The following is a 24930-nucleotide window of genomic DNA, read 5'->3' as shown; positions in this document are numbered from 1 at the left end:
CCTCCGCTCGACCCCCAAAAATTCAAATTAGGGCTGGACTGTCAGGATATGTCGCGGAGATGGGATCGGCCTTCCTTTGCGCCGCGCTCGGCATCGTGCCGACCGTTCGTCACGCCGATTATCTGGCATCATGGCTCGACGTGCTGCGCGAGGACAATCGCGCGATCTTTCGCGCGGCCAGTCAGGCGAGCAAGGCCGCCGATTGGCTGCTTGCCCGCTACGCCGAGACGCAGGACGAAGGGAGGGAAGCGGCATGATTACGCTCCCCCATGCGATCCTTTCGGCGCTGCGCGCGAATGCGCGCGCCAGCCGCCTCCACGAGCAGCGCGACGAACGGTTCGACCCGTTCCCGGTGGTCAAATTCTTCAATCCGGTCGGCGCGGCGACGTGGATCGCCACCGAGCTTTACGACGATGGAGACACGCTGTTCGGCCTCGCCGACTTGGGGTTCGGATGCCCGGAAATGGGCGTGTTCTCGCTTACCGAGATTGCGGGCGTCCGCTTGCCCTTCGGCCTGTTCATCGAGCGCGACGAGCATTTCGAGCCGCTGGCCCCGCTTTCGCTATGGTCCGATACCGCGCGGCGCATGGGTGCAATCGTTCTGGCCGAAGCCGAACTTCGCCGCATCACCGATAGCCGGAACGGCAACGAGCTTCCGCCGCCTCTTGATGATCGAGGGGCCGGATGACGCGCGGCGCGTTTCGCCGCATTGAGTGCCGGTCCCGCCCATCCAGCAAGACAAACGGGACCGGCGCTCCAGAAGGAGCAGACCAATGAAACTCGACTTTATCGACCATAGCAAGCTGGTTCCGTCCAAGGTGAACATGCGGCACGGACCCAAGCCCCCGGACGTGGGCGACATTCTGCCCTCGATCCGCAAGCGCGGTGTCATCGTGCCGCTGATCGTGCGCCCGCAGGCGGGCAACGATAATGGCGTCCACGAAATCGTCGCCGGGCGGCGGCGCTGGACGGCGAACGCCATCGCGCTTGTCGAGGGCATCGACCACGGCCCGCTTCCCGTCGCCATCCTCGACGCCGGGGACGACGCCGACGCCATCGAGGCATCGCTTCTCGAGAACACCCGGCTCGATCCCGACGAGGTGACGCGATGGGAAACCTTCGCACGGCTGGTCAAGGAGGGCCGCGACATTGCGGATATCTCCGCGACGTTCGGCATTCCCGAGCTTGGCGTGAAGCGTATCCTAGCGCTCGGCAACCTGCTTCCGCGCATCCGCGATCTTTACCGCAAGGAGAAGATCAACGCGGCGACCGTCCGGCATCTGACGCTGGCGAGCAAGCAGCAGCAGAAGGCATGGCTGGCGCTCTACGACGATGACGACGCCTATTGCCCGACCGGCCAGCAATTGAAGGCATGGCTGTTCGGCGGGCAGTCGATCAAGGTCGAACATGCCCTGTTCGACGTCGATGCGAGCGGCCTTGCGATCGTCGCCGATCTGTTCGGCGAAGACCGCTATTTTGCAGATGCCGACGCGTTCTGGACCGCGCAGAACGCCGTAATCGACGCGCGCAAGGAGGACTATCTGGATGCCGGATGGTTCGACGTGGTGATCGTCCCGCCCGGCGAATATTTCTACCGCTATGAGTTCGCCAAGGCACCCAAGCGCAAGGGCGGGCGCGTGTATATAGATGTGCGCGAAAGCGGCGAGGTCGAGGTCCACGAAGGCTATGTGACGAGCAAGGAGGCCAAGCGGCTCGAACGCGGCGAGGCAATCGAAACCGGCCCCAAAGTGCCGCGCCCCGAAGTGACGAGCACGATGCAGACCTATATCAACCTGCACCGTCATGCCGCTGTCCGCGCCTCGCTGACCCGTCATCCCAAGGTCGCGCTGCGCTTGATGGTCGCCCATGTCATCGTCGGGTCGCCACTGTGGACGGTCAAGCCCGAGCCGCAGACCGCGCGCAACGACGATGTGCGCGAAAGCGTCGAAACTTGCCGCGCGGAAACCGACTTCGACGCGAAGCGCCGCGCCGTATTGGACCTTCTCGGCTTCTCGCCCGAGGAACCGACCGTCACAGGCGGCAACGGCGACGACTTCGGACTGGTCGGCGTGTTCCTGCGCTTGCTCGACGTGCCCGACCGCGCCGTAATGGACGTGATCGTCATCGTCATGGGCGAAACGCTCGCCAGCGGCAGCGCCGCCATCGAGGCGGTCGGCGGCGAGATCGGCGTCGATATGGCCCGCTACTGGCAGGCCGACGACGCCTTTTTCGAGTGTGTCCGCGACAAGGAGGTGCTGACCCGCATCGTCGCCGAGGTGGCGGGCGAACCTGTCGCCGCCGCCAATGCGAAGGAACCGGGCAAGGTCTTGAAGCGCATCGTCCGCGACCATCTGGAGGGTGCGAACGGGCGGCCCAAGGTCGAGGGTTGGGTGCCGAAATGGATGGCGTTCCCGCCCGCTACCTATACGGCGCGCGGCGGCGTCGGCACCGTCGCGGCTCATGCCAAGGTGCTCGCGGCGCGCCCCGACCGCGAGCCGGAACCGACCGGCCCCGGCGCGGTGATTGCGCTTCCGGCCCCTGCCAAGGCCGAGCCGCAGGAACAGCCCGAGCGCGAAGCCGCATGAAACTGGACGGGCGGCGGCGCACCCGCCGCCCGTTCCGTCCCCCATAAAATCGCCGCGCCGCTCGGCCGCAAGCGGCCCTCGCGGCGCGGATTTCAGACAGGAGACTTGTCATGGCCGACCGTGTTTCGGCATCCATCACCATCGGCGGGACGCTCCCCGCCAGCCAGCTTCCCGCCTTCGCCGAGGCCATCGCGAACGAAGGGCTGTCCACCGAATGGGACGGCGAACCCTTCGCGCTCGGCGATCTGCCCGAGGGCGAGCCCTTGGCGCTCATGGCGCACGAGGTCGCCTGGGGGCGGTTCGAGGGACTCGAAGCCTTCTGCATCGCGCATGGGCTTTTCTTCGCGCGCTGGTCGGGCGCCTATGCCTGCCAGTGGGGTGCGGAACGCACCGTGTTCACCGGCAGCGGCGAACCGCAAAGCTACGCTGCCGACGAGGACGACTATATCCTCATGGGGCGCTGCACCGCCGAGCGATTGGGCAGCTATGCGGCGATCATCGCGCATTTCGATGCGGCCGACTTCGCGGTGCCCCCGCTTGTCATCACGCCCGAACGGGAGGAGGCGAGCAATGGCTGACATCTGGATTCAGGGCAGCTTCGCCTTTCGCTGCACCGCCGCCGAGTGCGCGCTGATCGAGGAAGTCGCAAACGCTGGCTACGCGCTAGCGAATGACGACGCGCCCGATCCGCCGAGCGCGGCGCTGCTCGCAGCCTTTCCGCCGGACGATGCGAACGCGCGGTGGAGCGGGTTTCGCGAGGCGTTCAACGATCCCGAATTTCCCACCATCGGAGCCGATTTCATCGCTGAAACCTGCCCCGACGATCCATCCGCGCGGATCGTGTGTTTCGCCAGCATGGACGATTTCGATGCCGCTGCCATCGCGGTGGTGATCCAGCGATGTTGCCCCGAAACGCTCGCCAAGGGGCCGATCGGCTTTGAATGGGCCATGACCTGTTCCAAGCCCCGCATCGGGGAGTTCGGTGGCGGCTGGTGCGCGATTTTCGCAGACCGCATCGAGATCGACGCGACCAACGAGGCGCTGTCGCGCGCGCTCGCGGGCGACGGCAACTAGCCCAAATCGCGCCGCACTGCGCGCTCGCGTGCCGAAAACCCCTGCCGCCTGACCTACCGGGCGGTGCGGCGGATCACCGTCCGGGCGCTTCCGCATAACGTGCATTCGTCCTTCTGCCGCTCGAATCCGCGCGTGCCGCCGAGCGCGCAGGTGACGACATTGGCCTGTGCGGTAACCGACAGGTTGAGCCGGTCAGTCACGCAGGCATCGCACACCGCCGCGCCGTCCAGCCGCACGATCAGCCGTTCGATCTGCCCCGCAATCGTCGTTCCTTCGTTCATCGCCGTGAGGCTATAGCCGCGGCCTCGTGGCCGCGAAAGCAATCATGGCTTCCCGGAAAGACGCCGGACTGGGCTTCCTGTCCGCGCGCGCATCTCGTCCTTTCGTGTCTCACCAACCCGTCGCCGGCTCCTTGGGCGCATGACCTGGGACGGCCGCGCGCCTCGCGAAACCATCGCGCGGAACTGATTTCCCCGCGCCGCTTTGGCGGCGCTCCTCGCGGCCGCTTCGCTCCAAATCAGCCCCGCGCTTCCGGTCCTCCGCTTCGCTTCGGCCTGCGGTTCGCAGCGCGCTCAAGGGCCGTCCCTTCGGTCCGCCCATCGCCCGGCATCGGGTCGGGCGAATGTGCAAGGAGACGAGAAATGCCCTCAATCGGTCATGTCCAGCGCCAGAACGACGGTTCGTTCCGGGGCGCCTTGAAGACGCTTTCGGTCAATGCCGAGATCGCCATCATCCCCAACCGCAGTAAGACCGGGGACCAGCCCGACTACCGCGTGCTGTCGAACGGCGTCGAACTGGGCGGCGGCTGGATCCGCACCGGCGAGGTGAGCCAGCGCGAATATGTCCGCCTCGCCATGTCGGCCCCCGAACTTGGCGGCCGCACCCTCTACGCCAATCTCGGCCGCGCCGCCGGGCAGGACGACGACGACGCGTTCGCCGTTATCTGGAACCCCGGCGACTGAGCCGGATCGGCCCCGCGCCGGTCACCCGGCGCGGGGCTTTCCTCATGCCTTGAGGGCTTGGCGTGGGCCTTTTCCTGCACCGGAACGCGCTTGCGGGCCTGCAGAGAGGAAGAAATCCGCTCAGCAAGCACCGAGTATCCGGCGGCGAACGGACCGCCTCAACCATCGACGGTTCCCCCAATTTTCACGCCACCTGCGTTCCGCTTCGCTCCACTCCGGCGACGAGAAAATCGGCTCCCCCGTCGCCCGCTTCGCGGCCGCTGCGCGGTGGTTGACCCCGCCCGCTCCCCGCCGGGCGATGGCTCATCTTTCGCTTGTATCAGGAGGATGAGATGTCGGTTGAACAACAGATCGAGGAGCTTCGCGCGGAGCTTTCATGGTGCGATGACGCGGGAGAACGGCGGCAGATCGAAGCCGAATTAAGGGCCGCTGAGAAGAGGCTGAAGCGGTGCAATCGGGCGCTGCGTCAGGCCGAACAGGCAGGCTGGCAATAAGGCGATGCGCTGTTGAAGGGGCAGGTTCGCGGGAGTGGTGCCGCATGGCGCCGCTCCCCTTTTTTGATCGGGAAGGCGGGAAGGCAAAGCGGGCGTCTGGGGCGGCAGGTGGCAGTCGGGCTCGATGGCAAGATAGAGGCAAAATCTCGCGATTTTGTAAGTGTTTGTCTGCACATCGTTTTTTGAAGGCTTTTGCGAGACTCGCCCTTTGAGTGCGAGACAGGGTTACCAGGAGTGGCGGTTTTCTGGGCTTTTCCGATCCCAATCGCGAGACTCCTTGCGCTCTGGCGAGGACGCGCCATTCTTATCGGCGGGGAGCGTCATTCCGGCATGGAAGGACGCCGCTATGCGCGATGATGAGTTCGAACCGCAGCTGGGCCGGATGCGCGGCCGGGGCAAGGAGCAGCGCTACCTGAGCCGCGTCGTGAAAGCGGCAAAGCGGGCCGGCATGAAAACGGGCAGGCGCGGCCGTTTCGACGGCAGCCGGATCGGGCGCGGCGCGAGTGTTGCGCGGGTGCTCAGATCGCGCGACCGATTGGGCGCGTTCCGGTCGCGCCGCGTGATCGTCAAGATACGGCCTGTCGGCCTTGGCGGGAAAGGCATGGGCGGTGCGAAGGCGCACCTTCGCTATATTCAGCGCGACGGCGTGACCCGTGAGGGCGAGGCTGGTGCGCTCTACTCGCCCGACAGCGACGTCGCCGATGGCAAGGCGTTCCTCGAACGGTGTGACGGCGACCGCCGCCAGTTCCGGTTCATCGTGTCGGCCGAGGACGCCGACCAGTATCCCGACTTGAAGCCGTTCGTGCGCCGGCTGATGACGCAGATGGAGCAGGATCTTGGGACAAAGCTCGATTGGGTGGCGGTCGACCATTTCAATACCGGCCATCCGCACACGCATATCGTGGTGCGCGGCGTAAACGATCGGGGTGAGAATCTGCTGATCGCGCGCGAGTATATCTCGCACGGGAGCCGGCAGCGGGCGATCGAGATCGTCAACCTCGACCTGGGGCCGCGCACCGACCTTGAAATCGAAGAGCGGCTTCGCAGCGATACGGGTGCCGAGCGGCTGACCGCGATCGACAGACGGCTGATCCGCGACATGGATACCGCGCGGCTGGTCAGCGCGAGCGATGGCGATCCCTTCCAGCAATCGCTTCGCGTCGGTCGCCTGCAGAAACTCGGGCGCATGGGACTCGCCTCGCATGTCGGCAACGGCACCTGGCGGCTTGAGCCCGACCTTGCGAACACACTGCGCCAGATCGGCGAGCGCGGCGACATCATCCGCACCATGCAGCGCGAGCTGACCGCGCGGAAGCTCGATCGTGCTGCGGTCGATCGCGTCATCTACGACCCGGTCGCGAAGGAGGCGACGCCGATCATCGGCCGCGTCGTGATGCGCGGGCTCGCCGACGAACATGAAGACCGTCATTATCTGCTGGTCGACGGCATCGACGGGCGCACCCATTATGCCGAGATCGGCAAGGGCGAGCTGGTCGACACGATCCCCGAAAATGCCATCGTCCGGATCGCGCCACGCGAGGGCGGCATTCGCGCCGTCGATCGGACGATCGACGAGATCGCGGCGGCGAACGGCGGGCGCTATTCGATCGACGCCCATCTGAAGCACGATCCGACCGCCAGCGAACGCTTCGCCGAAACGCATGTCCGGCGGCTTGAAGCGATGCGAAAAATCTCGGGCGTCGTCGAGCGCGAGCCCGACGGAAGCTGGATCATCGCGCCGGACCATCTCGCCAGGGTCGAGAGGTTCGAAGCCATGCAGTTCCGCGACCACCCCGTTGCCATTGAAACCCTGTCGGCGATCCCGCTCGACAAATTACCGGGAACCGATGCCGCGACCTGGCTCGATCGCGAGCTGGTCGCCGAAGCGCCGGTGCCAGTGCGCGATGCTGGGTTCGGGCACGAGGTTCGTTCAGCGCAGGCGATGCGACGGCAATGGCTGATCACCGAACAGCTTGCAGACGAACAGGATGGGCAGACGGTCTATCGGCGAGGGATGCTCGCCGCGCTCCAGCGGCGAGAATTGCTGCGTGTCGCCCGCCAGCTCTCCGACAAGTTAGGCGTTCCGTTCGCCGAGGCCAGAGAGGGGGAGGCTGTTCAAGGCAGGCTCGTGCGCGCAGTCGAGATGACGAGTGGTCGCCATGCGCTCATCGAACGGTCGCGCGATTTCACGCTGGTGCCGTGGCGCTCTGTTCTCGATCGCCATGTCGGTAAATCGGTCTCGGGCATCATGCGCGACGGCGGGATCAACTGGACACTCGGGCGGCAGCGCAGCGGGCCGAGCGTCTCCTGATCCGGAGGATTCGGGCTTTCTATTTTCATGAAATTATGTTTTCATGGATTCATGAAAAATATCGCAGCGCAAACCGATGTCGGCGACGAGCATCTTCAGGTGCAGATTCCTGCCGTTACGAAACGCGATCTCGGTCAACGGTCGCTCGATTCCCGCGAGCCGATCCGGATGATCGTACTGCGGGCACTTGAAGCCTATGGCGTGAGCGTCCCCGCAGACGCGATATCGGATCGCCGGAAGGGCAGGCGATGAGCGAGGATTTCGAAGCTCTCACTGTTGCGGATTATGCGAAGCAGGCCGCGCGGACTGATCAACGCAGCGGTGGCCGCGCACTGGGCTTCTCGATGCTTGGCCTTTTCGGCGAAGTCGGCAGCTTGCTCAGTGAGGCCAAGAAAAAGCAGCGCGACGATGCCTCCTACCTGGGTTACGCTCACGCCGTCGCGGAAGAGCTTGGTGACGTCCTTTGGTATCTGGCGGCGATCGCACGGCGCAGCCGCATGGCGCTCAGCGACATCGCTGCCGCCGCGGCGACAAACGGCGGACAATGGCAGACGGGCGGCAACGAAACGCTCAGTTTCCATGCGCTGCAGCCGCAGCACATTCCGCTTGCCAAGGCACCGATGCCGCAGTTCGAGCATAGCCTGCTCGCGCTGGCAGGCGACGTTGGGCTGCTCATCAACGATTTCCAGGCGGGCGGTCTTGCGAAGGACCGCGAAGCACTCGCGGGCCGGCTGGTCGCGGTCATGCGCCGGTTGATCCAGGCGGCAAACGAATCCGGTGTTACCATCGAGGCTGCCGCCGTGAAGAATCTTCACAAGATCTTCGATCGCTGGCCGCGCGAGCGCATCTATCCGGCGCCGACCGATGCGGCGCTCGACCCAGAAGAGCAATTGCCGCGGCGGATGGCGATCGACGTCTATGAACGCACCGTTCGCGGGCAGACATTCGTGTATCAACGCTCAAGCGGTGTGTATGTCGGCGACCGGCTCACCGACAACGCGCTCGAACCCGACGACTATCGTTTCCACGATGTCTTTCACTACGCTTATGTCGCGGTGCTTGGCTGGTCGCCAGTGCTGCGTGCGCTGCTCCGTCTCAAGCGCAAGAGCGATCCGAAACTCGACGACGCCGAAGACGGTGCTCGGGCGATTCTCATCGAAGAGGGCATAACTTCCTGGATTTTCGGACAAGCGCAGCAACTCCGGTACTTTGAAAACGTGAAGCGCGGTGGCCTTCCGCTGGACATGCTGAAGCATGTCCGCCAGTTCGTCGCCGGCTACGAATCAGAACGCTGTCCGCTGTGGCTTTGGGAGGAAGCGATCCTCCAGGGCTATACGGCTTTCCGCTTCCTTCAGGAGCATCGGCGCGGCCGCGTCCTGATCGACTTCGCCAATCGCCGCCTGCGTATCAAGGAATTGCCGTCATGACCCCGAAATCCTTTGTGTCCACCCTGGCGGCGACCGAACTTCCCTCAGTGTTCAATCCCTGGCGCGATCGCTGCACGGTCCATGACCGCAGCGACGCCGCCGCCCGGCGCCGCGACAATCTCGAAATGCTGCTCACCGCGGCGCTTGATCATCGCGTCGAAACGATCTGGATCGCGCGTGATCTCGGCTATCGCGGGGGGCGGCGTACGGGCGTACCGCTGACCGACGAAATTCACCTCGGACATGCCGGCACGCTGATGGGCGGCATCGCATTTGAACGTGCGACGCAGGGACCCGCCGTGGCGGAGCGCACCGCGGCGATCGTCTGGCGTGTGCTAGAGCGGATCGGTCAGCCTGTCATGCTCTGGAACGTTTTCCCGTTCCATCCCCATGAAGCGGATGATCCGATGTCGAACCGATGCCACACGCGAAGCGAGCGCGAGGCGACCTGGCCGATATTGCAAGCCCTCGTGTCAATGATCCGGCCCCGCCAGATCGTCGCGATCGGGCGCGACGCTCACCTGGCGCTGGACGGTCTCGACATTCCGACCACCGCGGTCCGCCATCCGAGCTACGGCGGGCAGCGCGAGTTCATCGAGGGCATGTTCAGCCTGTACGGTGTCGCGGATGACAACGATGAGCCGCTAGAACTGCCGTTGGGCGCGCCTCACGCCGCAGCACGGAGATGTGCGCTCGCCTGATCGCAGCGTTCAAAGAGTTGCTTAAGATCGCCGCGGTTCCAGTTGGCGGTGTCGACCGTGGCGTTGGTCGAGACGATCGTGAGCGGACCCAGCGCGACCCCGCCTTCCTTGGCGATGAATTCGAGCAGACGGCCGAGGCCGATCAGATTGCCGAGCAGTTTTTCGATATAGTAGTGATTGCGGTAGAGCGCGGTCATGCCGAGGCGACGATCGTCGCCCTTGCCGATCAGCTTGAGACTGGCAAAGCTCAGGCACTGACCGCCGTAGGGCGAGTCATTCACGTCGCGGGCGGGGTCGAAGATCAGCAGTTCGAATTTGTTGAGCGCTCGGACGTTCGGGTTGCGCAGGCGCTCGACGATGCCCCAGATTTGATTGATTGGCTGGCCGTCGGCGCGGGGCAATTCCATCATCCGTTCGAAATAATAGCCCGACCAAGCGCCCGACCTCCGGACCTTCGGCAGCACGTTGTCGCGAAACCGGTCGAAGAATTGCGGCGCGCCGTAGCGCCTGTACAGCGCTGCCGGAAAAATCGTGTTGGCGACCGTCTCGATGGGCTTCTTGCCATGGCCCGAAAGGAAGGCATCGACTTCCGCCACGACGGGATCGGCGAGTGTTGCGCGCGCAGTCGGCTCGGCCACGGAGATGACGACATTCTGCGCCTGGTGTCCGGTGGCGAGGTCGACGAGCCGGACCGCCTCGCGCCAGCCAGCAACGCAGTCAGGCTGCGGCGGTATGGGAAGATACATCGACTTCCTCCGTCAAATTTGCCGTGGCGAAAAGGCGCGGCGCTAGAAAGCGCTCAGTAAGCCAGGCGTGGCCTTCCAAGCCCCAACCTGGTCCCCAGCTGTTGCGGATGAGAATGGCCGGGGTGCCGTCCACGGTTCCATGCCCGACCGCGACGACCGCGTGCCGTTGCGCTGGCTCGGGGAGTTCGTCGTTCGCCGGATCGACGACGCCATCACCGCGCGGCTGGAAGAAAGACCGTGACAGCATCGTCAGCATGAGCACCGGCGTGTCACGATCCAGCGCGGCAAGGATGGATGACAGGTCGGTTCCATCCCTCTGTCCGTTGCGGCCATAGAGCGGGCCAACGGTCGCCGGCGGCGTCCACAGTCGATGATCGGCTGGAACCGCTGCCAGATACGGCCAGCCTTTCTCGTCGGGTTGGCCATCGAGCCGTAGCGCGTCCAGCATTGTGGATAGCAGTGCGCCGCTCGTCGGCGGTCTGCCCGCCCGTTTCTGCGCGGCATAAAAGGCGAATTCACACGACAGCGGTGCCCAGCCGTCGCGAAGCCCGGCGTGGGTGTCGCTCGCGGCGAATGCGAGGCATGTCGGCCGCGCGCCTTGATCGCGCGCAGGCCCGAACAGCGGCCGAAGGTCACGGACGATATCGATCATGGGGCGTCAGGCGGCCTCGAGCAGGTGCCGCCGTTCGGCGCGCGACAGGCCCGTCTGTTCCGGGCCGGTGAGGTCGAAATCGAGCGTCAGGCTGGTGAGGGCCGGCGCAGGCTGCCACGGCCGCCGCTCGTCGAGCGACATGCGGCCGCGCCGCGGCGCATCGGGCGCCGCGGTGACACGGCGGACAACGGGACCACCGATGCCATCGCCGTCGATTGCCTCACGCTCGTCTCGAACGACGGCGAAGCCGCTGGCGATCAGTTGGTCGAGATCCCAGAGATACCCACCGCCGCTATGTTCTTCGAGCTGCAGCACGAAAAGATCATTGCGACTGCCATCGATCCGCGAGCCGGCATCGCGCTCGGTCAGCAGCCAGACGTCGCCGCGATAGTTGTCGGGCCGATAGTCCTTGAGGAGATCGACCTTCAGGCTGCGCGGCTGCGTCCGGAGCAGGTCGGTCATCACCGATGGCGAAATCAGATTGTAGCGAACCAGGGTGCGGCACGTCGCCTCATAGCTGGCGCCGATCCGCAGCGAGAGCTGATAGACGACATTGGGGCGCCGGAAATGATCGATCTGCCATCCTTGTCGCGCGCTGTGCGCGAGCACCAGCCATTTCGGCATCATGAAGGCGATCGCAAAGGCGTCGGCTTCGGTTTCCTCGAAGTTGTTTCCCGGTTCGGGCGACATCGGCATCCGGCGCAGGATGCTCTCATCGTCGAGGCTCGGCTCGTGTCGCATCGAAAAATGCCCGAGTTCGTGCGCGGCCGTGAAGCGCTGGATGCTCATCGGTCGTTCCGTCGTGACGAGAACGCCAGGAGCAGGTGCGCTGAGATAGGCGCCGAGCAGGCCTTTCAGAGGACGAAGCAGCAAGGGTAGACCCACGGCATGGATCGCGCCGAAGACATCGACGCTGCCGCCTTGGGTCTCGATCAGTGCGCGCGTATCGAGTTCGCGATGCAGGCGGCCCGCTGCCATCGTACCAGCGCGAACCGCGCTCGCATAATCCGACGCCATCGATCAGCTCCGTTCGCCGCCAGACCGCGAGCGGAGATATTCGGCAAACCGGCTCAGCTCGGCCCGGTCCTCAGTCGACAAGGCCGCAACGCGTCGCGCCAGATGGGCGACATCGGCGGGAAGGCTCGCGGAGGCCTCGTCTTCGCCGGTAAAATAGGCCACCGACTGGCGGTAAAGACGGGCAAGCCGCGTCAGTTCGATCGCTTCAACGCGGCGCTGGCCATTCTCGATATCGGTAAGCGCGGTCCGGGGAATCTTGAGATAGGCAGCAACTTCTTCCTGCTTGAGGCCGAGATATTTCCGTGCTTCGCGCAGACGGTCGCCCAAGCGCCGCCGCTCCTGCTCGTCGCCTTCCTGGCGGAGTGCGAGATTGGTCATGGCTTCGACCCTTTCTTCTTAACCCAGACGCGTTCGATCTTAGGGAGGAGGTCGTCAATCGCCTTCTCGATCGAATTGTAGCCGCCGGTGCGGACGATGCTGTCGCGAAGCTCGATGTCGAGGACCTGCTCCACCGCGCAAAGCGTGTCGACCACGGACAAGGAGTCGAGTGGCACGGGCGCCTGGATGATCTTCGGGTTTTCCGGAGGCAGGGCAATTCCGCGCACCTGTGCCTCAGCCCTGGCCACTTGCAGCAGTTCGTCGACCAACGCCCTAATGGCGTCGGCTTTGGGAAACGCGGTTGCCGCGGGCTGCGGAGGAGCGATTGTCGCCATGCATGCCTCGCACGATTTCACTACATTAAATGCGATATAATGTCTGATAATCCGACACGCAAGCCCGAATTTGCAGCTCGGATTTTTGCAGGGTGTAGCGGGTCATCGGCGGTGCGGTGTGGTGGTCAGTGCCACCTCGAGGGACAACGACAGGGCAGAATCATCAACTCGGGTCATAGCTCGATCAAAAGAACAGAGCTGGAATATTGAGTCAGTCGCCGACGAGTGATCTCCTTCGGTCACCCACCAGCCCCCAGCGGCTCCGTTCATTTCGGGCGGCCCATAGCCGAGTCTTGAAGCCGCGCCCCGACCGCATCCGGCGGTATGGGCGGGAGCTTCAACGTGACCCCGACCAAATTGCTCATCGGCCAGATCCTTGTCGTGTTCGCAATCGTGATCGCGGGCCTCTGGGCGGCGACCCAATGGGCGGCGGCGATGCTCGCCTACCAGCCCGAACTTGGTCCGGCCTGGTTCATGGCTGGAAGCACGCCGGTCTATCGTCCCTGGGCGCTCTTCCCCTGGTGGTATCACTACGATGCCTATGCGCCGCATGTTTTCGACAAGGCCGGCGCGCTCGCCGGCGCGAGCGGTTTCATCGGCTGCGGCGCGGCGATCGCAGGCTCGCTCTGGCGCGCGCGGCAGTCGCGTCACGTCACCACCTATGGTTCGGCGCGCTGGGCCAGGCCGAACGAGATCGAGCGGGCCGGCCTTTACGGTGATGCCGGCGTATTCCTGGGCCGCTCGCGCGGCCGCTATCTCCGGCATGACGGCCCCGAACATATCATGGCGTTCGCGCCAACCCGTTCGGGCAAGGGCGTCGGGCTGGTCATACCGACACTGCTTGGCTGGACCGGCAGCGCCGTGGTTCACGACATCAAGGGCGAGAACTGGCAGCTCACCGCCGGCTGGCGCGCGCGCTTCTCCCACGTCCTGCTGTTCAATCCGACCGATCCCGCTTCCGCCAAATACAACCCGCTGCTGGAGGTCCGGCGCGGCGAGCATGAGGTCCGCGACGTCCAGAACATCGCCGACATCCTGGTCGATCCCGAAGGCGCGCTCGAACGGCGCAACCACTGGGAGAAAACCTCCCATTCGCTCCTGGTCGGCGCGATCCTCCACGTCCTTTATGCGGAGGAAGAAAAGACGCTCGCACGGGTAGCCACATTCCTGTCGGACCCGCAGCGGCCGTTCACCGCCACGCTCCGGCGGATGATGACCACCAATCACCTCGGCACGAAGGATGCGCCGCAGATCCATCCCGTCGTCGCCTCGGCGGCGCGCGAGGTGCTCAACAAGAGCGAGAACGAGCGCAGCGGCGTCCTCTCCACCGCAATGTCGTTTCTCGGGCTCTATCGCGACCCGACCGTCGCCGCGGTGACATCGCGCTGCGACTGGCGGATCGCCGATCTCGTCGAGGCCGGCCATCCGGTCTCGCTCTACCTTGTCATCCCGCCATCGGACATCAGCCGCACCAAGCCGCTGGTGCGGTTGGTGCTCAACCAGATCGGCCGCCGCCTCACCGAAAAGCTCGATGCCGATCCCGCCAGGGCGGGCAAGCACAAGCTCCTGATGATGCTCGACGAGTTCCCGGCATTGGGGCGGCTCGACTTCTTCGAGACCAGTCTTGCCTTTCTCGCGGGCTATGGAGTGCGCGCCTTCCTGATCGCGCAGTCCTTGAACCAGATCGAGAAGGCTTATGGCGAGCACAACTCGATCCTCGACAACTGCCATGTCCGCGTCGCGTTTGCGACCAACGACGAGCGCACGGCGCGGCGGATTTCGGACGCGCTCGGCATCGCCACCGAACAGCGCGCGATGCGCAACTATGCCGGCCACCGGCTCGCGCCCTGGCTGGCGCACGTCATGGTCAGCCGGCAGGAGACCGCCCGGCCACTCCTGACCACCGGCGAGGTGATGCAGCTCCCGCCCAAGGATGAGCTTGTCCTTGTCTCCGGCATGGCCCCGATCCGCGCGAGGAAGCTGCGCTATTACGAGGACCGCAATTTCCGCGAGCGGATCGCACCGCCGCCGCAGCCCGCGCCCGGAGACTATCCCGACCGGCCGCAGGCACGCCCCAACGACTGGAGCGGACTGGTCCGCGCGCCCGATACCCGGCTCGGCAAGCCCGATGACGATGCGAAGGCGGATGAGGACGGCGGCTTGCAACAGCAGCGCCACCCCGGCCTCGGCGAAGAACCCGCCAAAAAACCCGAGCCGCCAAAGCAGCTCGACCTGCTCGGCCTGGACAGCGACGACACCGACACGATCGCCGACAAGCACGCGATGGACCGCGCCGGCGCCACCGGCACGCTGATCCGCGCTCACGCGATCAATCAGGGTCGCAGCGCCGACATGCTGCCGGACTTCTGACAATGGCCGCGATCAAACCCAACCGCGTCCGCTACCAGCTCTTCCTGCCCGAAGATCTGAGCCACCGCTTCGAGGCGCTGGCGAGCCAGCCCGGCGCGTCCAAATCGGCGATCCTCACCGACGCGCTCACCGCCTGGCTCAACCGGCAGGCGGCGAGCGAGCTGGAGAACAAGTTCAGCCAGCGGCTCGATCGCATGTCGCTCGCGCTGGGGCGTGTCGAGCGTGACGGGCATGTGCTGCTCGAGAGCCTGGCGCTGTTCATCCGCTATGAACTGATGGTGCAGGCCCCTTTGGCCGAAGCCGACGAAGCGGCGCGTGCGATCGGCCGAGACCGCTTCGAGGCGTTCATTGCCCGCGTCGGCGAAGCGCTCGCCAGCGGCCAGCGCACGCTTGCTGCCTCCGCGAAAGACAATGGAGGTGGGCGATGAGCGACACGCTTTTCGGCTCCGATAATTCCGCAGGGCGTCGGCGCGCGATGCTGCGCACCGCGATGGGGCCGACCATCGCCGCAGCGCTGGCCGATCCGGTGGTCATCGAGATCATGGTGAACCCGGACGGCGTGTTGCGCCTTGATCGACTCGGCGAAGGCCGGATCGATACCGGCACCAAATATGAGCCCGCGCAGGTCGAGCGGATCATCCGCCTGGTTGCCAGCCACGCACGGACAGAGGTTCATGGCAATGCGCCGATCGTGTCAGCCGAGCTGCCACCGCACGGCGAAGGCGCGGGCGAGCGGTTCGAGGGTATCCTGCCGCCGGTCAGCCTCGCGCCGTGCTTCTCGATCCGCAAGCCCGCGGCGCGCATCTACACTTTGCTCGACTATGTGCGGGACGGCATCATGCCCGCCGACACGGCGCGACTGCTGTCGATGGCCGTGGTCGAGCGCAAGAACATCCTGGTCGCGGGTGGCACCAGTTCGGGCAAGACGACGCTTGCCAACGCGCTGCTCGCCGAGATGGCGCACCTCGACGAACGCGTCATCATCATTGAAGACACGCGTGAGTTGCAATGCGCCGCGCCCGACGTGGTGGGGCTGCGCACGCGTACGATTGGCACTGCCGGAGCCGGCGGCGTCACGATGGCTGATCTTGTCCGCTCGACATTGCGGCTCCGCCCCGATCGCATCGTCGTTGGCGAGGTGCGCGGGCGCGAAGCGCTCGACATGCTCAAAGCCTGGAACACCGGGCATCCGGGCGGCATCGCAACCGTCCACGCCAATTCGGCAGTGTCGGCGCTCTACCGGCTCGAGCAGCTCGTGCAGGAAAGCGTCGTCACCGTTCCGCGCCGGCTGATCGCCGACGCCATCGACATGATCGTGTTCATCGCCGGGCGCGGCCTCGCGCGCCGCGTCGACACGATCGCGCGCGTCGCCGGCCTCGATCCCGACGGCGGCTACGCCGTCCTCGACCTTACTCCCGACCACGCCCTCGAACCCCAAGGAGAATGACCATGCGCTTGTCCCGTATTCCTGCCCGTATTCCCGATCGTCGGAGCATCTTCCTCACCGGCGCCGCCATCGGCCTCGGGCTTGCGCTCGCCGCCACCGCGCAGGCCGCCGGCTCGGGCATGCCGTGGGAGGAACCGCTTCAGCAGGTCCTCGAATCGGTCCAGGGTCCTGTCGCCAAGATCGTCGCGGTGATCATCATCATCGTCACCGGTTTGACGCTCGCGTTCGGCGAGACGGCAGGCGGGTTCCGGCGCCTCATCCAGATCATCTTCGGCCTGTCGATCGCGTTTGCGGCGTCGAGCTTCTTCCTCAGCTTCTTCAGCTTCGGCGGCGGGGCGCTCATCTCGTGAACGCGCCAAATTCCTATGGCGCCAGCCATATCGAGGGGTTCGAGGCGCCGATGCACCGCGCGCTTGCCGAGCCGATCCTGCTTGGCGGGGCGCCGCGAGCGATCGCGATCGTCAATGGTACGATCGCGGCCGCGCTCGGACTCGGTCTCCAGCAGTGGATCGCCGGGCTGGCCATGTGGGCGTTCGGGCACACTCTCGCGGTGTTCGCCGCCAAGCGCGATCCCGACTTCGCCCCGGTCCTTGTCCGCCACCTTCGCCAGAAGGGGCATCTGTCATGCTGAATCTGCGCGAATACCGTCAGAAGGCCGACCGGCTCGCCGATCATCTTCCATGGGCGGCGCTTGTCGCGCCCGGCGTGGTGCTCAACAAGGACGGCAGCTTTTTGCGCGTCCTCAGGTTCCGCGGCCCCGATCTAGAATCCGCCACCGAAGCCGAGCTTGTCGCCGCCTGCGCGCGGGCGAACAATGTCCTGAAGCGCTTCGGCTCGGGCTGGGCACTCCATTTCGAGGCCGAGCGGCGCGAAGCGCTGGGTTATCCCGACAGCAGCTTTCCCGATGCGGCGTCGTGGCTGGTCGATGAGGAACGGCGCGCGGCGTTCGAAAGCGCGGGCGCGCATTTCGAGAGCCGCTATTATCTGACGCTCACCCTCCTGCCTCCGCCCGATCAGGCGGACACGGCGGGCCGAGCGCTGATCGAGCGCAGCGACGACGCGAAGGGCCGCGACTGGCGACAAGCGCTTGCCGGCTTCATCGCCGAGACGGATCGTGCGCTTGACCTGTTCAGAGGCTTCATGCCCGAGGTGCGCGCGCTCGGCGACAGCGAAATGCTGACCTTTCTCCACGGTGCGATCTCCGCGCGCCGCCATGTCGTCGCCGTGCCCGAAACGCCCATCTATCTGGACGGGCTGCTCGCCGACACGCCGCTGACCGGCGGGCTCGAACCGATGCTCGGCGACGAGCATCTGCGGACGCTCACCATCCTCGGATTTCCGAACGCGAGCCGTCCCGGCATCCTCGACGGACTCAACCATGAGGATTTTGGCTATCGCTGGGTGACGCGCTTCATTGCGCTCGACAAGACCGACGCAACCAAAGCGCTCACTCGCCTGCGGCGGCAGTGGTTCAACAAGCGCAAGTCGATCACCGCGCTGCTGCGCGAAGTCATCTACAACCAGCCGGTCCAGCTTCTCGACAGCGATGCCGACAACAAGGTGGTCGATGCCGACCTCGCCTTGCAGGCGCTCGGCGGCGATCATGTCGCGTTCGGCTATCTGACGACGACGATCACCGTTGCCGATATCGACCGCGCCCGCGTCGAGGAAAAGGTCCGCGCGGTCGAGCGCATCGTCAACGGGCTCGGCTTCACCTGCATCCGCGAGGGCATGAATGTGGTCGAGGCGTGGCTGTCGAGCCTGCCGGGCCATGTCTATGCGAACGTCCGGCAACCGATCGTCCACACCCTGAATCTCGCGCATCTCATGCCGCTGTCCTCGGTATGGGCAGGACCGGCGCGTAATCCGCACCTCGACGGTCCGCCGCTGCTTTATGCGGAAACCAGCGGCTCGACGCCGTTCCGTCTCAGCACGCATGTCGGCGACGTCGGTCATATGCTGATCGTCGGACCCACCGGGGCCGGAAAGTCGGTGCTGCTCGCAATGCTCGCGCTTCAGTTCCGGCGATATCCAGACTCCCAGGTCTATGTCTTCGACAAGGGATTTTCGGCGCGCGCGGCCGTGCTGGCGATGGGCGGCGCGCATCACGCGCTCGGGCTTGGCGGTGAGAGCGGTCATGCCGATGACGTGGGCGGGCGAACGATCGCCTTCCAGCCGCTGCGCCACATCGATCGCTCCAACGCACGCGCCTGGGCGACCGAATGGATCGGCGCGCTGCTCGCCCATGAGAAAGTACTGGTCACACCCGAGATCAAGGAGGCCGTCTGGTCGGCGCTCACCAATCTCGCGACCGCCCCGATCGAGGAACGCACGCTCACCGGCCTGTCGCTGCTGCTGCAATCGGCACCGCTGCGATCGGCGCTCGCGCCCTATACGCTCGAAGGATCGTTCGGCCGCCTGCTCGACGCCGCCGAAGACGATCTAGCGATCGCCGACGTGCAGTGCTTCGAGACTGAAGCGCTGATGGGGCAGGCGGGCGTCGTTGCGCCCGTGCTGACCTACCTGTTCCATCGTCTCGAGGAGCGCTTCACCGGGCGGCCGACGCTTCTCGTACTGGATGAAGCCTGGGTGTTCCTCGACCACCCGCTGTTCGCCGCGCGCATCCGTGAGTGGCTGAAGGTGCTGCGCAAGAAGAACGTCAGCGTCGTGTTCGCGACACAGAGCCTAGCCGATATCGCCGACAGCACGATCGCGCCGGCCATCATCGAAAGCTGTCCGCAGCGCATCTTGCTGCCCAATGATCGGGCGATCGAGCCGCAGGGCCAGACGGTCTACGTCCGCTTCGGTCTCAACGCGCGCCAGATCGAACTGGTCAGCCGCGCGACGCCCAAGCGGCAATATTATCTGCAATCAGCGCGCGGCAACCGGCTGTTCGAGCTTGGGCTAGGCCCGATCGCGCTGGCGTTGTGCGGCGCGTCCGATCCCGACAGCCAGAAGCGCATAGACGCGGTGCTGGCCGAAAAGGGCCAGGCCGACTTCGCCGCGACCTTTCTCTCCCAAGCCGGCCTCGATTGGGCGGCCGACCTGCTTGGGCGTCACCCTGCCGCCCGCCCCCCAGAAGACAAGGAGTAATTTCCCGTGCCCCGTATCCCTATCCGCAAATATGCGTGCCTCTCCGCTCTCGCGCTCGGCGCCGTCGGCTCGCTCGGTATCGGCATCGCGTTGACCTCGACGCCCGTCGCGGCCCAGCTCAGTGTGTTCGATCCATCGAACTATTCGCAAAACCTGCTCACCGCCGCGCGCACGCTTGCCCAGATCAACAACCAGATCCAGAGTCTCCAGAACGAAGCGCAGATGCTGATCAACCAGGGCAAGAACCTGTCCCGGATCGATTTCCCGCAACTTCAGGAGCTTCGCCAGCGCCTCCAGCAGATCGACCAGCTCATGGGCCAGGCGCAGGGCGTCGACTTCCGCATCGATCAGCTCGACGAGCGCTTCCGCCAGCTCTACCCGCAGGAGTTCGATCAGGTGTTCCGCCGCGATCAGCGTGTGGCTCGCGCACGCGATCAACTCGATACCGCGATGTCCGCGTTTCGCCAGACGATGGGGGTCCAGAACCGCATCGTCGACAACGTACGGAGCGACACGCAGGCGCTCGCCGACATCGTCGCGCGCAGCCAGGGCGCGGAAGGCTCGCTTCAGGCGCAGCAGGCCACGAACCAGCTTCTCGCGCTCACCGCCAAGCAGCAGCTCCAGCTTCAGCAAATGATGGCGGCGCAGTTCCGGGCGGAATCGGTCGAGCAGGCGCAGCGGGGCCAGATCGCGCGCGAGGCACGCGAGTCGACGCGCCGCTTCCTCGGCGACGGCAAGGCTTACACGCCACGCCAATGAGCTGAGGCAGGCGAGGACCGCGCCCCCAGCTCCCCCCGGGTCCGAACCTGTCTCGTCGCGGGGGCCGTAGGGCTTGCCCCTCTCATGGCCGCCGGTCCCCGCGACACCTTTCAACTTCAAGCAGGAACCCGCCCATATGGATGACCTGAATGTCATCGATCAGTTCATGGAGGCCTTCGCCTCCTACATCGACAGCGGGTTCGGCCTGTTGGGCGGTGACGTCGGTTTCCTGACCACGATCCTGATCGGCATCGACATCACGCTCGCCGGGCTGTTCTGGGCGCTCGGCGGCGAAGACGACGTCATCGCCAAGTTCCTCAAAAAGATCCTCTATGTCGGCGTCTTCGCCCTGATCCTCAACAGCTTCTCGACACTGTCCGATATCATCTTTCGCAGCTTCGCCGGCCTCGGCCTCACCGCAGGGGGCAGCGCGATTACGGCTGACGATTTATTGCGACCCGGCAAGCTGGCCGGGACCGGCTTCGAGGCAGCATGGCCGCTCCTCGAGCAGGCGAAGGAGTTGGTTGGCCCGATCGCCTTCTTCGACAATTTCATCGAGATCGCCGTGCTGGTGATCGCCTGGGTCGTCGTCATCGCCGCCTTTTTCATCCTCGCGATCCAGCTTTTCATCACAATCCTCGAATTCAAGCTTACTTCGCTCGCCGGCTTCGTGCTCGTGCCCTTTGCGCTGTGGAACCGCACGTCGTTCCTCGCCGAACGGGTGCTCGGGAACGTCGTCAGTTCGGGCATCAAGGTCATGGTGCTCGCGGTCATCGTCGGCATCGGCTCTAACTATTTCGCCGACTTCACCAGTGCGATCACCGGCGACGAGGTGTCGATCGAACAGGCCGTGTCGCTGATGCTCGCGAGCCTCGCGATCTTTGGCCTCTCCATCTTCGGCCCGGGAATCGCATCCGGCCTCGTCGCCGGCGCGCCGCAGCTCGGCGCCGGATCGGTGATCGCCACTACCGTGCTTGCCGGCGGAGGTCTTGCGATGGCAGGCGCTGGCGCCGTCGGCGCGGCACGCGGTCTCGCGGGGGCCGGTCTCGGCGCGATCCGCGCCGGTACATCGATGGGGTCTGCCGCATCCACTGCCTACAAGCTCGGGCAGGAAACCTCGGGCTCGACCAGCGTCGGCGCGGGCCTCGGCGGCGTTGCGACCGCCATGCGCGGCGCGGCTGCCAACCGGATGAGCGGCGGTCTCGGCGTTAGCGCTGCCGCCGATCGTGGGCAGCGCGCCGCATGGGAAGCAGGAAGCACCCGTGCCGGCGGCGCCGCCCCCGCAGCCGCGCCGATAGGCGCAGCTGAAGGAACACCCGCCTGGGCGCAGAAGCTTCATGCCAGCCAGAATGCTCGCCACCGCCGCCAGATGGCGATCCACGCAATCCAGGGCGGCGACCGCGGCGGCGCTGGCGCCACTCCAGACATCAAGGAAAGGGACTGAGCGATGAAATTTCGACGCGCATTGCAGCGCTATGGGCGAACGCCCGAACCCGAGACACCCTACCAACGAGCGGGCCAGCTTTGGGATGAGCGTATCGGCTCGGCTCGCGCACAGGCGAAGAACTGGCGGCTGATGGCCTTCGGCGGCCTGTTCCTGACCACTGGTCTGTCGGGCGCGCTGGTCTGGCAATCGATGCAAAGCCGCGTCGTGCCCTATGTGGTCGAGGTCGATGCACTCGGGCAAGCACAGGCCGTCGCGCCTGCCGCCAAGGACTATCGGCCGACCGATCCGCAGATCGCATGGTTCCTCGGCCGGTTCATCACCGGCGTTCGAGCGCGCTCGCTCGATCCGGTATTGATGCGTGAAAACTGGCTATCAGCCTATGATTTCGCGACCGAACGTGCGTCACTGTTCCTCGGCGAATATGCCCGCACCTCCAATCCGTTCGCCGATGTCGGGCGCAAGACGGTTTCGGTGCAGGTGACGAGCGTCGTCCGCGCGTCGGATACGAGCTTCCAGGTCAAATGGACCGAGCAGCAATATGAGCGGGGAAGCCTCGCCAGCACGTCACGCTGGACGGCGATGCTCACGGTGAAGATCAAGCCGCCGCGCTTGGCCGATGTGCTCCGAAAAAACCCGCTCGGTCTCTATGTTGACGCGATCGACTGGAGCCGCGAACTGGAAACGCCTCAGGACCGGCCGCCTTCGCCGCAACCATCGGCCGTGCCCGATCCCGCACAATCACTCCCGGTCGCGCCGCCCACCGACATTCCGCTGGGCTCGCCGCTCGATCCGACCCTTGCTCAACCCGCAGCCGCACCATCCCCCGAAAGGACCGACCAATGATCCGTGCCCTCATCCTGGCGGCGAGCGCGATGGCGCTTGCCATGGGCGTCGCTGCGCAGAGCCGCGAACCCGCGTCACCCACCGCGCGCGTCACTGCCGCCAACCGGGCGGCACTGCGCGAGCCGTCGAGCGCGGGATATATATATGCCGTCCAGGTCTATCCCTGGGCGGAAGGCGTGCTCTACCGGCTCTATGCCGCGCCCGAGCGCATCACCGACATTGCCTTGCAGCCGGGCGAAACGATTGTGTCCGTCGCCGCCGGCGACACCGTGCGCTGGACTGTCGGCGATACCACCAGCGGCATCGGCGAAAGCAAGCGCGTGCACATCCTCGTCAAGCCGTTTTCGGCGGGCCTACGCACAAACCTTGTCATTGCTACCGATCGCCGGACCTACCATCTCCAGCTCGAAAGCACGCCCGCGACCGCGATGGCGGCGATCTCCTGGACCTATCCACATGACGAGCTGATCGCGCTCCGGCGTCAGCGCGATGCAGCCGTGGCGGCGACGCCGATCGCGTCGGGCCTCTCGGTCGAAAGCCTCAACTTCAACTATGCGATCTCGGGCGACAAGCCGGCCTGGCGGCCGCTGCGCGCGTTCGACGATGGGCGGCAGACCTACATCGAGTTCTCGCCTGCGATCGCCGTGGGTGAGGCGCCCCCGCTGTTCGTGATTGGCGAGGATGGCGAGGCCCAGCTCGTCAACTATCGCGTCGCCGGCCGCTATTATGTGGTCGACCGCCTGTTCGGTGTCGCCGAGCTGCGCCTTGGCGACAAGAAACAGCAGATTGTCCGTATCACCGCCGCCCAGCCGAAGAGCCGGCAGCGCAAGGCCGGGAGGGGCGCGTGACCGATCCAACCGCTTCTTCCGCGCCGATCGCGGCGCCCAAAGCCGACCCCGAAACGCTCGTTCTGCGCGCGGCGCCGGGCCGCGTCACCCGTTTTCGCCGCGGTGCGATCGTCGCCATCGCTGCCGCCGGCTCGACCGCGATCATCGGCGTCGCCTGGCTGGCGCTCAAGCCCGCGACCCTGAGCCTGATCGCACGAAGCGATGAAAAGCTGGTTGGCGCGAAGGCGCCGCCTGATGCGCTCGCGGGCGCGCCGACGAGCTATGGCGACGTGCCGAAGCTCGGGCTACCGCTTCCCGGTGATCTCGGGCGGCCGATCCTCGAGCGCCAGCGGCAGCTTGGCGGGATGGTTCCCCCTGACCCCGCTGCCGATGCGGTGAGCCGGGCCGCGCAGGAAGCCGAAGCCGAGCGCCAGCGCATCGCCGCTGAGCAGAAGGCCGCACGCGAGTCTGGCGTCATGCTGCAATTGGCGGGCGGCGGTCGCGCCGCCGCCCCTGCACCGGTGACTACCGATGCAAGTGTTCCGCCAGCATCGGCCGAGACTGCCAAGCCGCTCCTCGACCCTGACCGAGATCCTAACGCCCAGGGGCGCAAGAACGAATTGGTCGGCCACGCCAATCGCGACGACGACATCAATCCGCACGCGCTGGCGCAGTCCGTATCGCCTTGGACCTTGCAGGCCGGCAGCATCATTGCCGCGAGCCTCATAACCGGGCTCAACTCGGATCTTCCCGGGCTCGTCACCGCGCAGATCACGGAGAACGTCTATGACAGTGTGACCGGGCGCGGTCTGCTCATTCCGCAAGGATCGCGGCTGATCGGCAGCTACGACAGCGTTGTAGCGTTTGGGCAGAGCCGTGCGCTGGTCGTCTGGCAGCGGATTATCCTGCCCGACGGCTCGTCGATTCGTATCGACAATGTGCCGGCGACCGATACGCAGGGCTATGCGGGTCTGTCCGACCGGATCGACCGGCATACTTGGCAACTTCTGAAGGGCGTCGCCCTGTCGACACTGCTGGGCGTCGGCACTGAATTGAGCTTCGGCAGCACCGAAAGCGACCTTGTCCGGGCGATCCGCGAGTCAGCGCAGCAGAGCGGCGCGCGCGCCGGCGATCAGCTCGTCACGCGCAATCTCAATATCCAGCCGACCTTGCGCGTGCGTCCCGGCTGGCCGCTACGGGTGGTCGTGCACAAAGACATCATATTGCCCGGACCCTGGGGAGGCCGTCATGGCTGATTTGAAGCTGCCAAGGCTGCCCGATCGGACGCCGGCTAAGATCACGATCAACGTCATGCCGGATCTCATCGAAGCGCTGAACGACTACGCCGAGGCCTATGAGGCGGCCTACGGCCGACGCGAGTCCGTACCGGACCTCATTCCATTCATGCTTAGCGGCTTCCTGGCGAGCGACCGCTCGTTCAGCCGGGCACGTAAGAAATAGT

29 protein-coding genes are annotated in these 24930 nt (G+C 65.5%); 23 read left to right on the top strand and 6 right to left on the bottom strand.

Features of this window, described 5'->3' with window-relative positions:
• The 5 genes from AX692_RS05120 to AX692_RS05100 form a co-directional block, all read left to right on the top strand.
• Nucleotides 1-257: zincin-like metallopeptidase domain-containing protein (locus tag AX692_RS05120; RefSeq protein WP_269143353.1), on the top strand; the 257-nt coding region annotated here is incomplete at its 5' end.
• Complete coding sequence (locus AX692_RS05115; RefSeq protein WP_017499954.1) at nt 254-688, top strand: DUF2958 domain-containing protein; 435 nt, start codon at nt 254-256, stop codon at nt 686-688. The genes AX692_RS05120 and AX692_RS05115, both read left to right, overlap by 4 nt.
• 85 nt (nt 689-773) lie before the next feature.
• Nucleotides 774-2585 (top strand): ParB/RepB/Spo0J family partition protein, encoded by a 1812-nt coding sequence (locus AX692_RS05110; protein WP_017499953.1) that lies wholly within the window; start codon nt 774-776, stop codon nt 2583-2585.
• A gap of 110 nt (nt 2586-2695) precedes the next feature.
• Nucleotides 2696-3163 carry a hypothetical protein gene (locus tag AX692_RS05105; protein ID WP_017499952.1) on the top strand — a complete coding sequence of 156 codons (468 nt, stop codon included), beginning with the start codon at nt 2696-2698 and terminating at the stop codon, nt 3161-3163.
• Nucleotides 3156-3659, top strand: a complete 504-nt coding sequence (locus tag AX692_RS05100) for a hypothetical protein (RefSeq protein ID WP_017499951.1) — start codon at nt 3156-3158, stop codon at nt 3657-3659. Before AX692_RS05105 ends, AX692_RS05100 begins: the two co-directional genes overlap by 8 nt.
• A 53-nt stretch (nt 3660-3712) precedes the next feature.
• Here AX692_RS05100 and AX692_RS05095 read toward each other — a convergent pair whose 3' ends face one another.
• Nucleotides 3713-3940 (bottom strand): hypothetical protein, encoded by a 228-nt coding sequence (locus AX692_RS05095; protein WP_017499950.1) that lies wholly within the window; start codon nt 3938-3940, stop codon nt 3713-3715.
• Between the two features lie 360 nt (nt 3941-4300).
• On the opposite strand from AX692_RS05095, the gene AX692_RS05090 reads away from it, so the two are divergent.
• From AX692_RS05090 to AX692_RS05065, 6 genes are all read left to right on the top strand, one after another.
• Entirely contained in the window at nt 4301-4621 is a 321-nt protein-coding gene (locus AX692_RS05090) for a DUF736 domain-containing protein (protein WP_017499949.1), read from the top strand.
• Between the two features lie 332 nt (nt 4622-4953).
• A complete protein-coding gene (locus AX692_RS20010) occupies nt 4954-5115 on the top strand; it encodes a hypothetical protein (protein WP_168196079.1) in 162 nt (53 codons plus the stop codon).
• A gap of 346 nt (nt 5116-5461) precedes the next feature.
• Nucleotides 5462-7426 carry a relaxase/mobilization nuclease RlxS gene (rlxS, locus tag AX692_RS05080; RefSeq protein ID WP_017499947.1) on the top strand — a complete coding sequence of 655 codons (1965 nt, stop codon included), beginning with the start codon at nt 5462-5464 and terminating at the stop codon, nt 7424-7426.
• Between the two features lie 51 nt (nt 7427-7477).
• Nucleotides 7478-7678, top strand: coding sequence for a hypothetical protein (locus tag AX692_RS05075; RefSeq protein ID WP_017499946.1), 201 nt, complete (start codon nt 7478-7480; stop codon nt 7676-7678).
• Nucleotides 7675-8853: a nucleoside triphosphate pyrophosphohydrolase family protein gene (locus AX692_RS05070; protein WP_017499945.1), complete on the top strand. Its 1179-nt coding sequence runs from the start codon at nt 7675-7677 to the stop codon at nt 8851-8853. The genes AX692_RS05075 and AX692_RS05070 overlap by 4 nt, the downstream gene beginning before the upstream one ends.
• Nucleotides 8850-9554, top strand: coding sequence for a uracil-DNA glycosylase (locus AX692_RS05065; protein ID WP_017499944.1), 705 nt, complete (start codon nt 8850-8852; stop codon nt 9552-9554). The genes AX692_RS05070 and AX692_RS05065 overlap by 4 nt, the downstream gene beginning before the upstream one ends.
• Here the strand turns inward: AX692_RS05065 and AX692_RS05060 are convergent.
• From AX692_RS05060 to AX692_RS05045, 5 genes are read right to left on the bottom strand one after another with little or no spacing between them, the layout of a single operon-like run.
• A complete protein-coding gene (locus tag AX692_RS05060; protein WP_017499943.1) occupies nt 9521-10300 on the bottom strand; it encodes a hypothetical protein in 780 nt (259 codons plus the stop codon). The genes AX692_RS05065 and AX692_RS05060 overlap by 34 nt on opposite strands.
• Nucleotides 10272-10952 carry a C1 family peptidase gene (locus AX692_RS18895; protein ID WP_017499942.1) on the bottom strand — a complete coding sequence of 227 codons (681 nt, stop codon included), beginning with the start codon at nt 10950-10952 and terminating at the stop codon, nt 10272-10274. The genes AX692_RS05060 and AX692_RS18895 overlap by 29 nt, the downstream gene beginning before the upstream one ends.
• A gap of 6 nt (nt 10953-10958) precedes the next feature.
• Nucleotides 10959-11969 (bottom strand): ImmA/IrrE family metallo-endopeptidase, encoded by a 1011-nt coding sequence (locus tag AX692_RS05055; protein ID WP_017499941.1) that lies wholly within the window; start codon nt 11967-11969, stop codon nt 10959-10961.
• A 3-nt stretch (nt 11970-11972) separates the two neighbouring features.
• A complete protein-coding gene (locus tag AX692_RS05050) occupies nt 11973-12347 on the bottom strand; it encodes a helix-turn-helix domain-containing protein (protein ID WP_017499940.1) in 375 nt (124 codons plus the stop codon).
• The gene (locus AX692_RS05045) at nt 12344-12682 is read right to left on the bottom strand and encodes a hypothetical protein (protein WP_017499939.1); all 339 of its coding nucleotides are present in this window, start codon (nt 12680-12682) and stop codon (nt 12344-12346) included. The genes AX692_RS05050 and AX692_RS05045 overlap by 4 nt, the downstream gene beginning before the upstream one ends.
• 342 nt (nt 12683-13024) lie before the next feature.
• On the opposite strand from AX692_RS05045, the gene AX692_RS05040 reads away from it, so the two are divergent.
• The 12 genes from AX692_RS05040 to AX692_RS04985 all read left to right on the top strand — a co-directional run bounded on the left by AX692_RS05040 (nt 13025) and on the right by AX692_RS04985 (nt 24929).
• Nucleotides 13025-15052, top strand: coding sequence for a conjugal transfer protein TraG (locus AX692_RS05040; protein WP_038292469.1), 2028 nt, complete (start codon nt 13025-13027; stop codon nt 15050-15052).
• Between the two features lie 2 nt (nt 15053-15054).
• Nucleotides 15055-15480 (top strand): hypothetical protein, encoded by a 426-nt coding sequence (locus tag AX692_RS05035; RefSeq protein WP_017499937.1) that lies wholly within the window; start codon nt 15055-15057, stop codon nt 15478-15480.
• Entirely contained in the window at nt 15477-16499 is a 1023-nt protein-coding gene (gene trbB, locus AX692_RS05030; protein ID WP_017499936.1) for a P-type conjugative transfer ATPase TrbB, read from the top strand. The genes AX692_RS05035 and trbB overlap by 4 nt, the downstream gene beginning before the upstream one ends.
• A complete protein-coding gene (locus AX692_RS05025) occupies nt 16496-16849 on the top strand; it encodes a TrbC/VirB2 family protein (RefSeq protein WP_017499935.1) in 354 nt (117 codons plus the stop codon). The genes trbB and AX692_RS05025 overlap by 4 nt, the downstream gene beginning before the upstream one ends.
• A 50-nt stretch (nt 16850-16899) precedes the next feature.
• Nucleotides 16900-17130 (top strand): VirB3 family type IV secretion system protein, encoded by a 231-nt coding sequence (locus AX692_RS05020; protein WP_051035683.1) that lies wholly within the window; start codon nt 16900-16902, stop codon nt 17128-17130.
• Nucleotides 17124-19592 carry a conjugal transfer protein TrbE gene (trbE, locus tag AX692_RS05015; RefSeq protein ID WP_017499933.1) on the top strand — a complete coding sequence of 823 codons (2469 nt, stop codon included), beginning with the start codon at nt 17124-17126 and terminating at the stop codon, nt 19590-19592. Before AX692_RS05020 ends, trbE begins: the two co-directional genes overlap by 7 nt.
• Before the next feature lie 6 nt (nt 19593-19598).
• Nucleotides 19599-20351, top strand: a complete 753-nt coding sequence (gene trbJ / locus AX692_RS05010; protein ID WP_017499932.1) for a P-type conjugative transfer protein TrbJ — start codon at nt 19599-19601, stop codon at nt 20349-20351.
• 136 nt (nt 20352-20487) lie between these two features.
• Nucleotides 20488-21795 (top strand): P-type conjugative transfer protein TrbL, encoded by a 1308-nt coding sequence (gene trbL, locus AX692_RS05005; protein WP_017499931.1) that lies wholly within the window; start codon nt 20488-20490, stop codon nt 21793-21795.
• Between the two features lie 3 nt (nt 21796-21798).
• Nucleotides 21799-22641, top strand: a complete 843-nt coding sequence (gene trbF / locus AX692_RS05000) for a conjugal transfer protein TrbF (protein WP_026108910.1) — start codon at nt 21799-21801, stop codon at nt 22639-22641.
• Nucleotides 22638-23489 carry a P-type conjugative transfer protein TrbG gene (gene trbG / locus AX692_RS04995; RefSeq protein ID WP_073973149.1) on the top strand — a complete coding sequence of 284 codons (852 nt, stop codon included), beginning with the start codon at nt 22638-22640 and terminating at the stop codon, nt 23487-23489. The genes trbF and trbG overlap by 4 nt, the downstream gene beginning before the upstream one ends.
• On the top strand, nt 23486-24724 hold the full coding sequence (locus AX692_RS04990; RefSeq protein ID WP_017499929.1) for a TrbI/VirB10 family protein: 1239 nt from the start codon (nt 23486-23488) through the stop codon (nt 24722-24724). Before trbG ends, AX692_RS04990 begins: the two co-directional genes overlap by 4 nt.
• Complete coding sequence (locus AX692_RS04985) at nt 24717-24929, top strand: DUF2274 domain-containing protein (protein WP_017499928.1); 213 nt, start codon at nt 24717-24719, stop codon at nt 24927-24929. The genes AX692_RS04990 and AX692_RS04985 overlap by 8 nt, the downstream gene beginning before the upstream one ends.
• Nucleotide 24930 lies beyond the last annotated feature (1 nt).

It is taken from the genome of Erythrobacter donghaensis, assembly GCF_001557325.1.
Lineage (GTDB): Bacteria > Pseudomonadota > Alphaproteobacteria > Sphingomonadales > Sphingomonadaceae > Erythrobacter > Erythrobacter donghaensis_B.
Note: the sequence above shows the minus strand (reverse complement) of the source record. Positions and strands in the feature narration are given on the sequence as shown.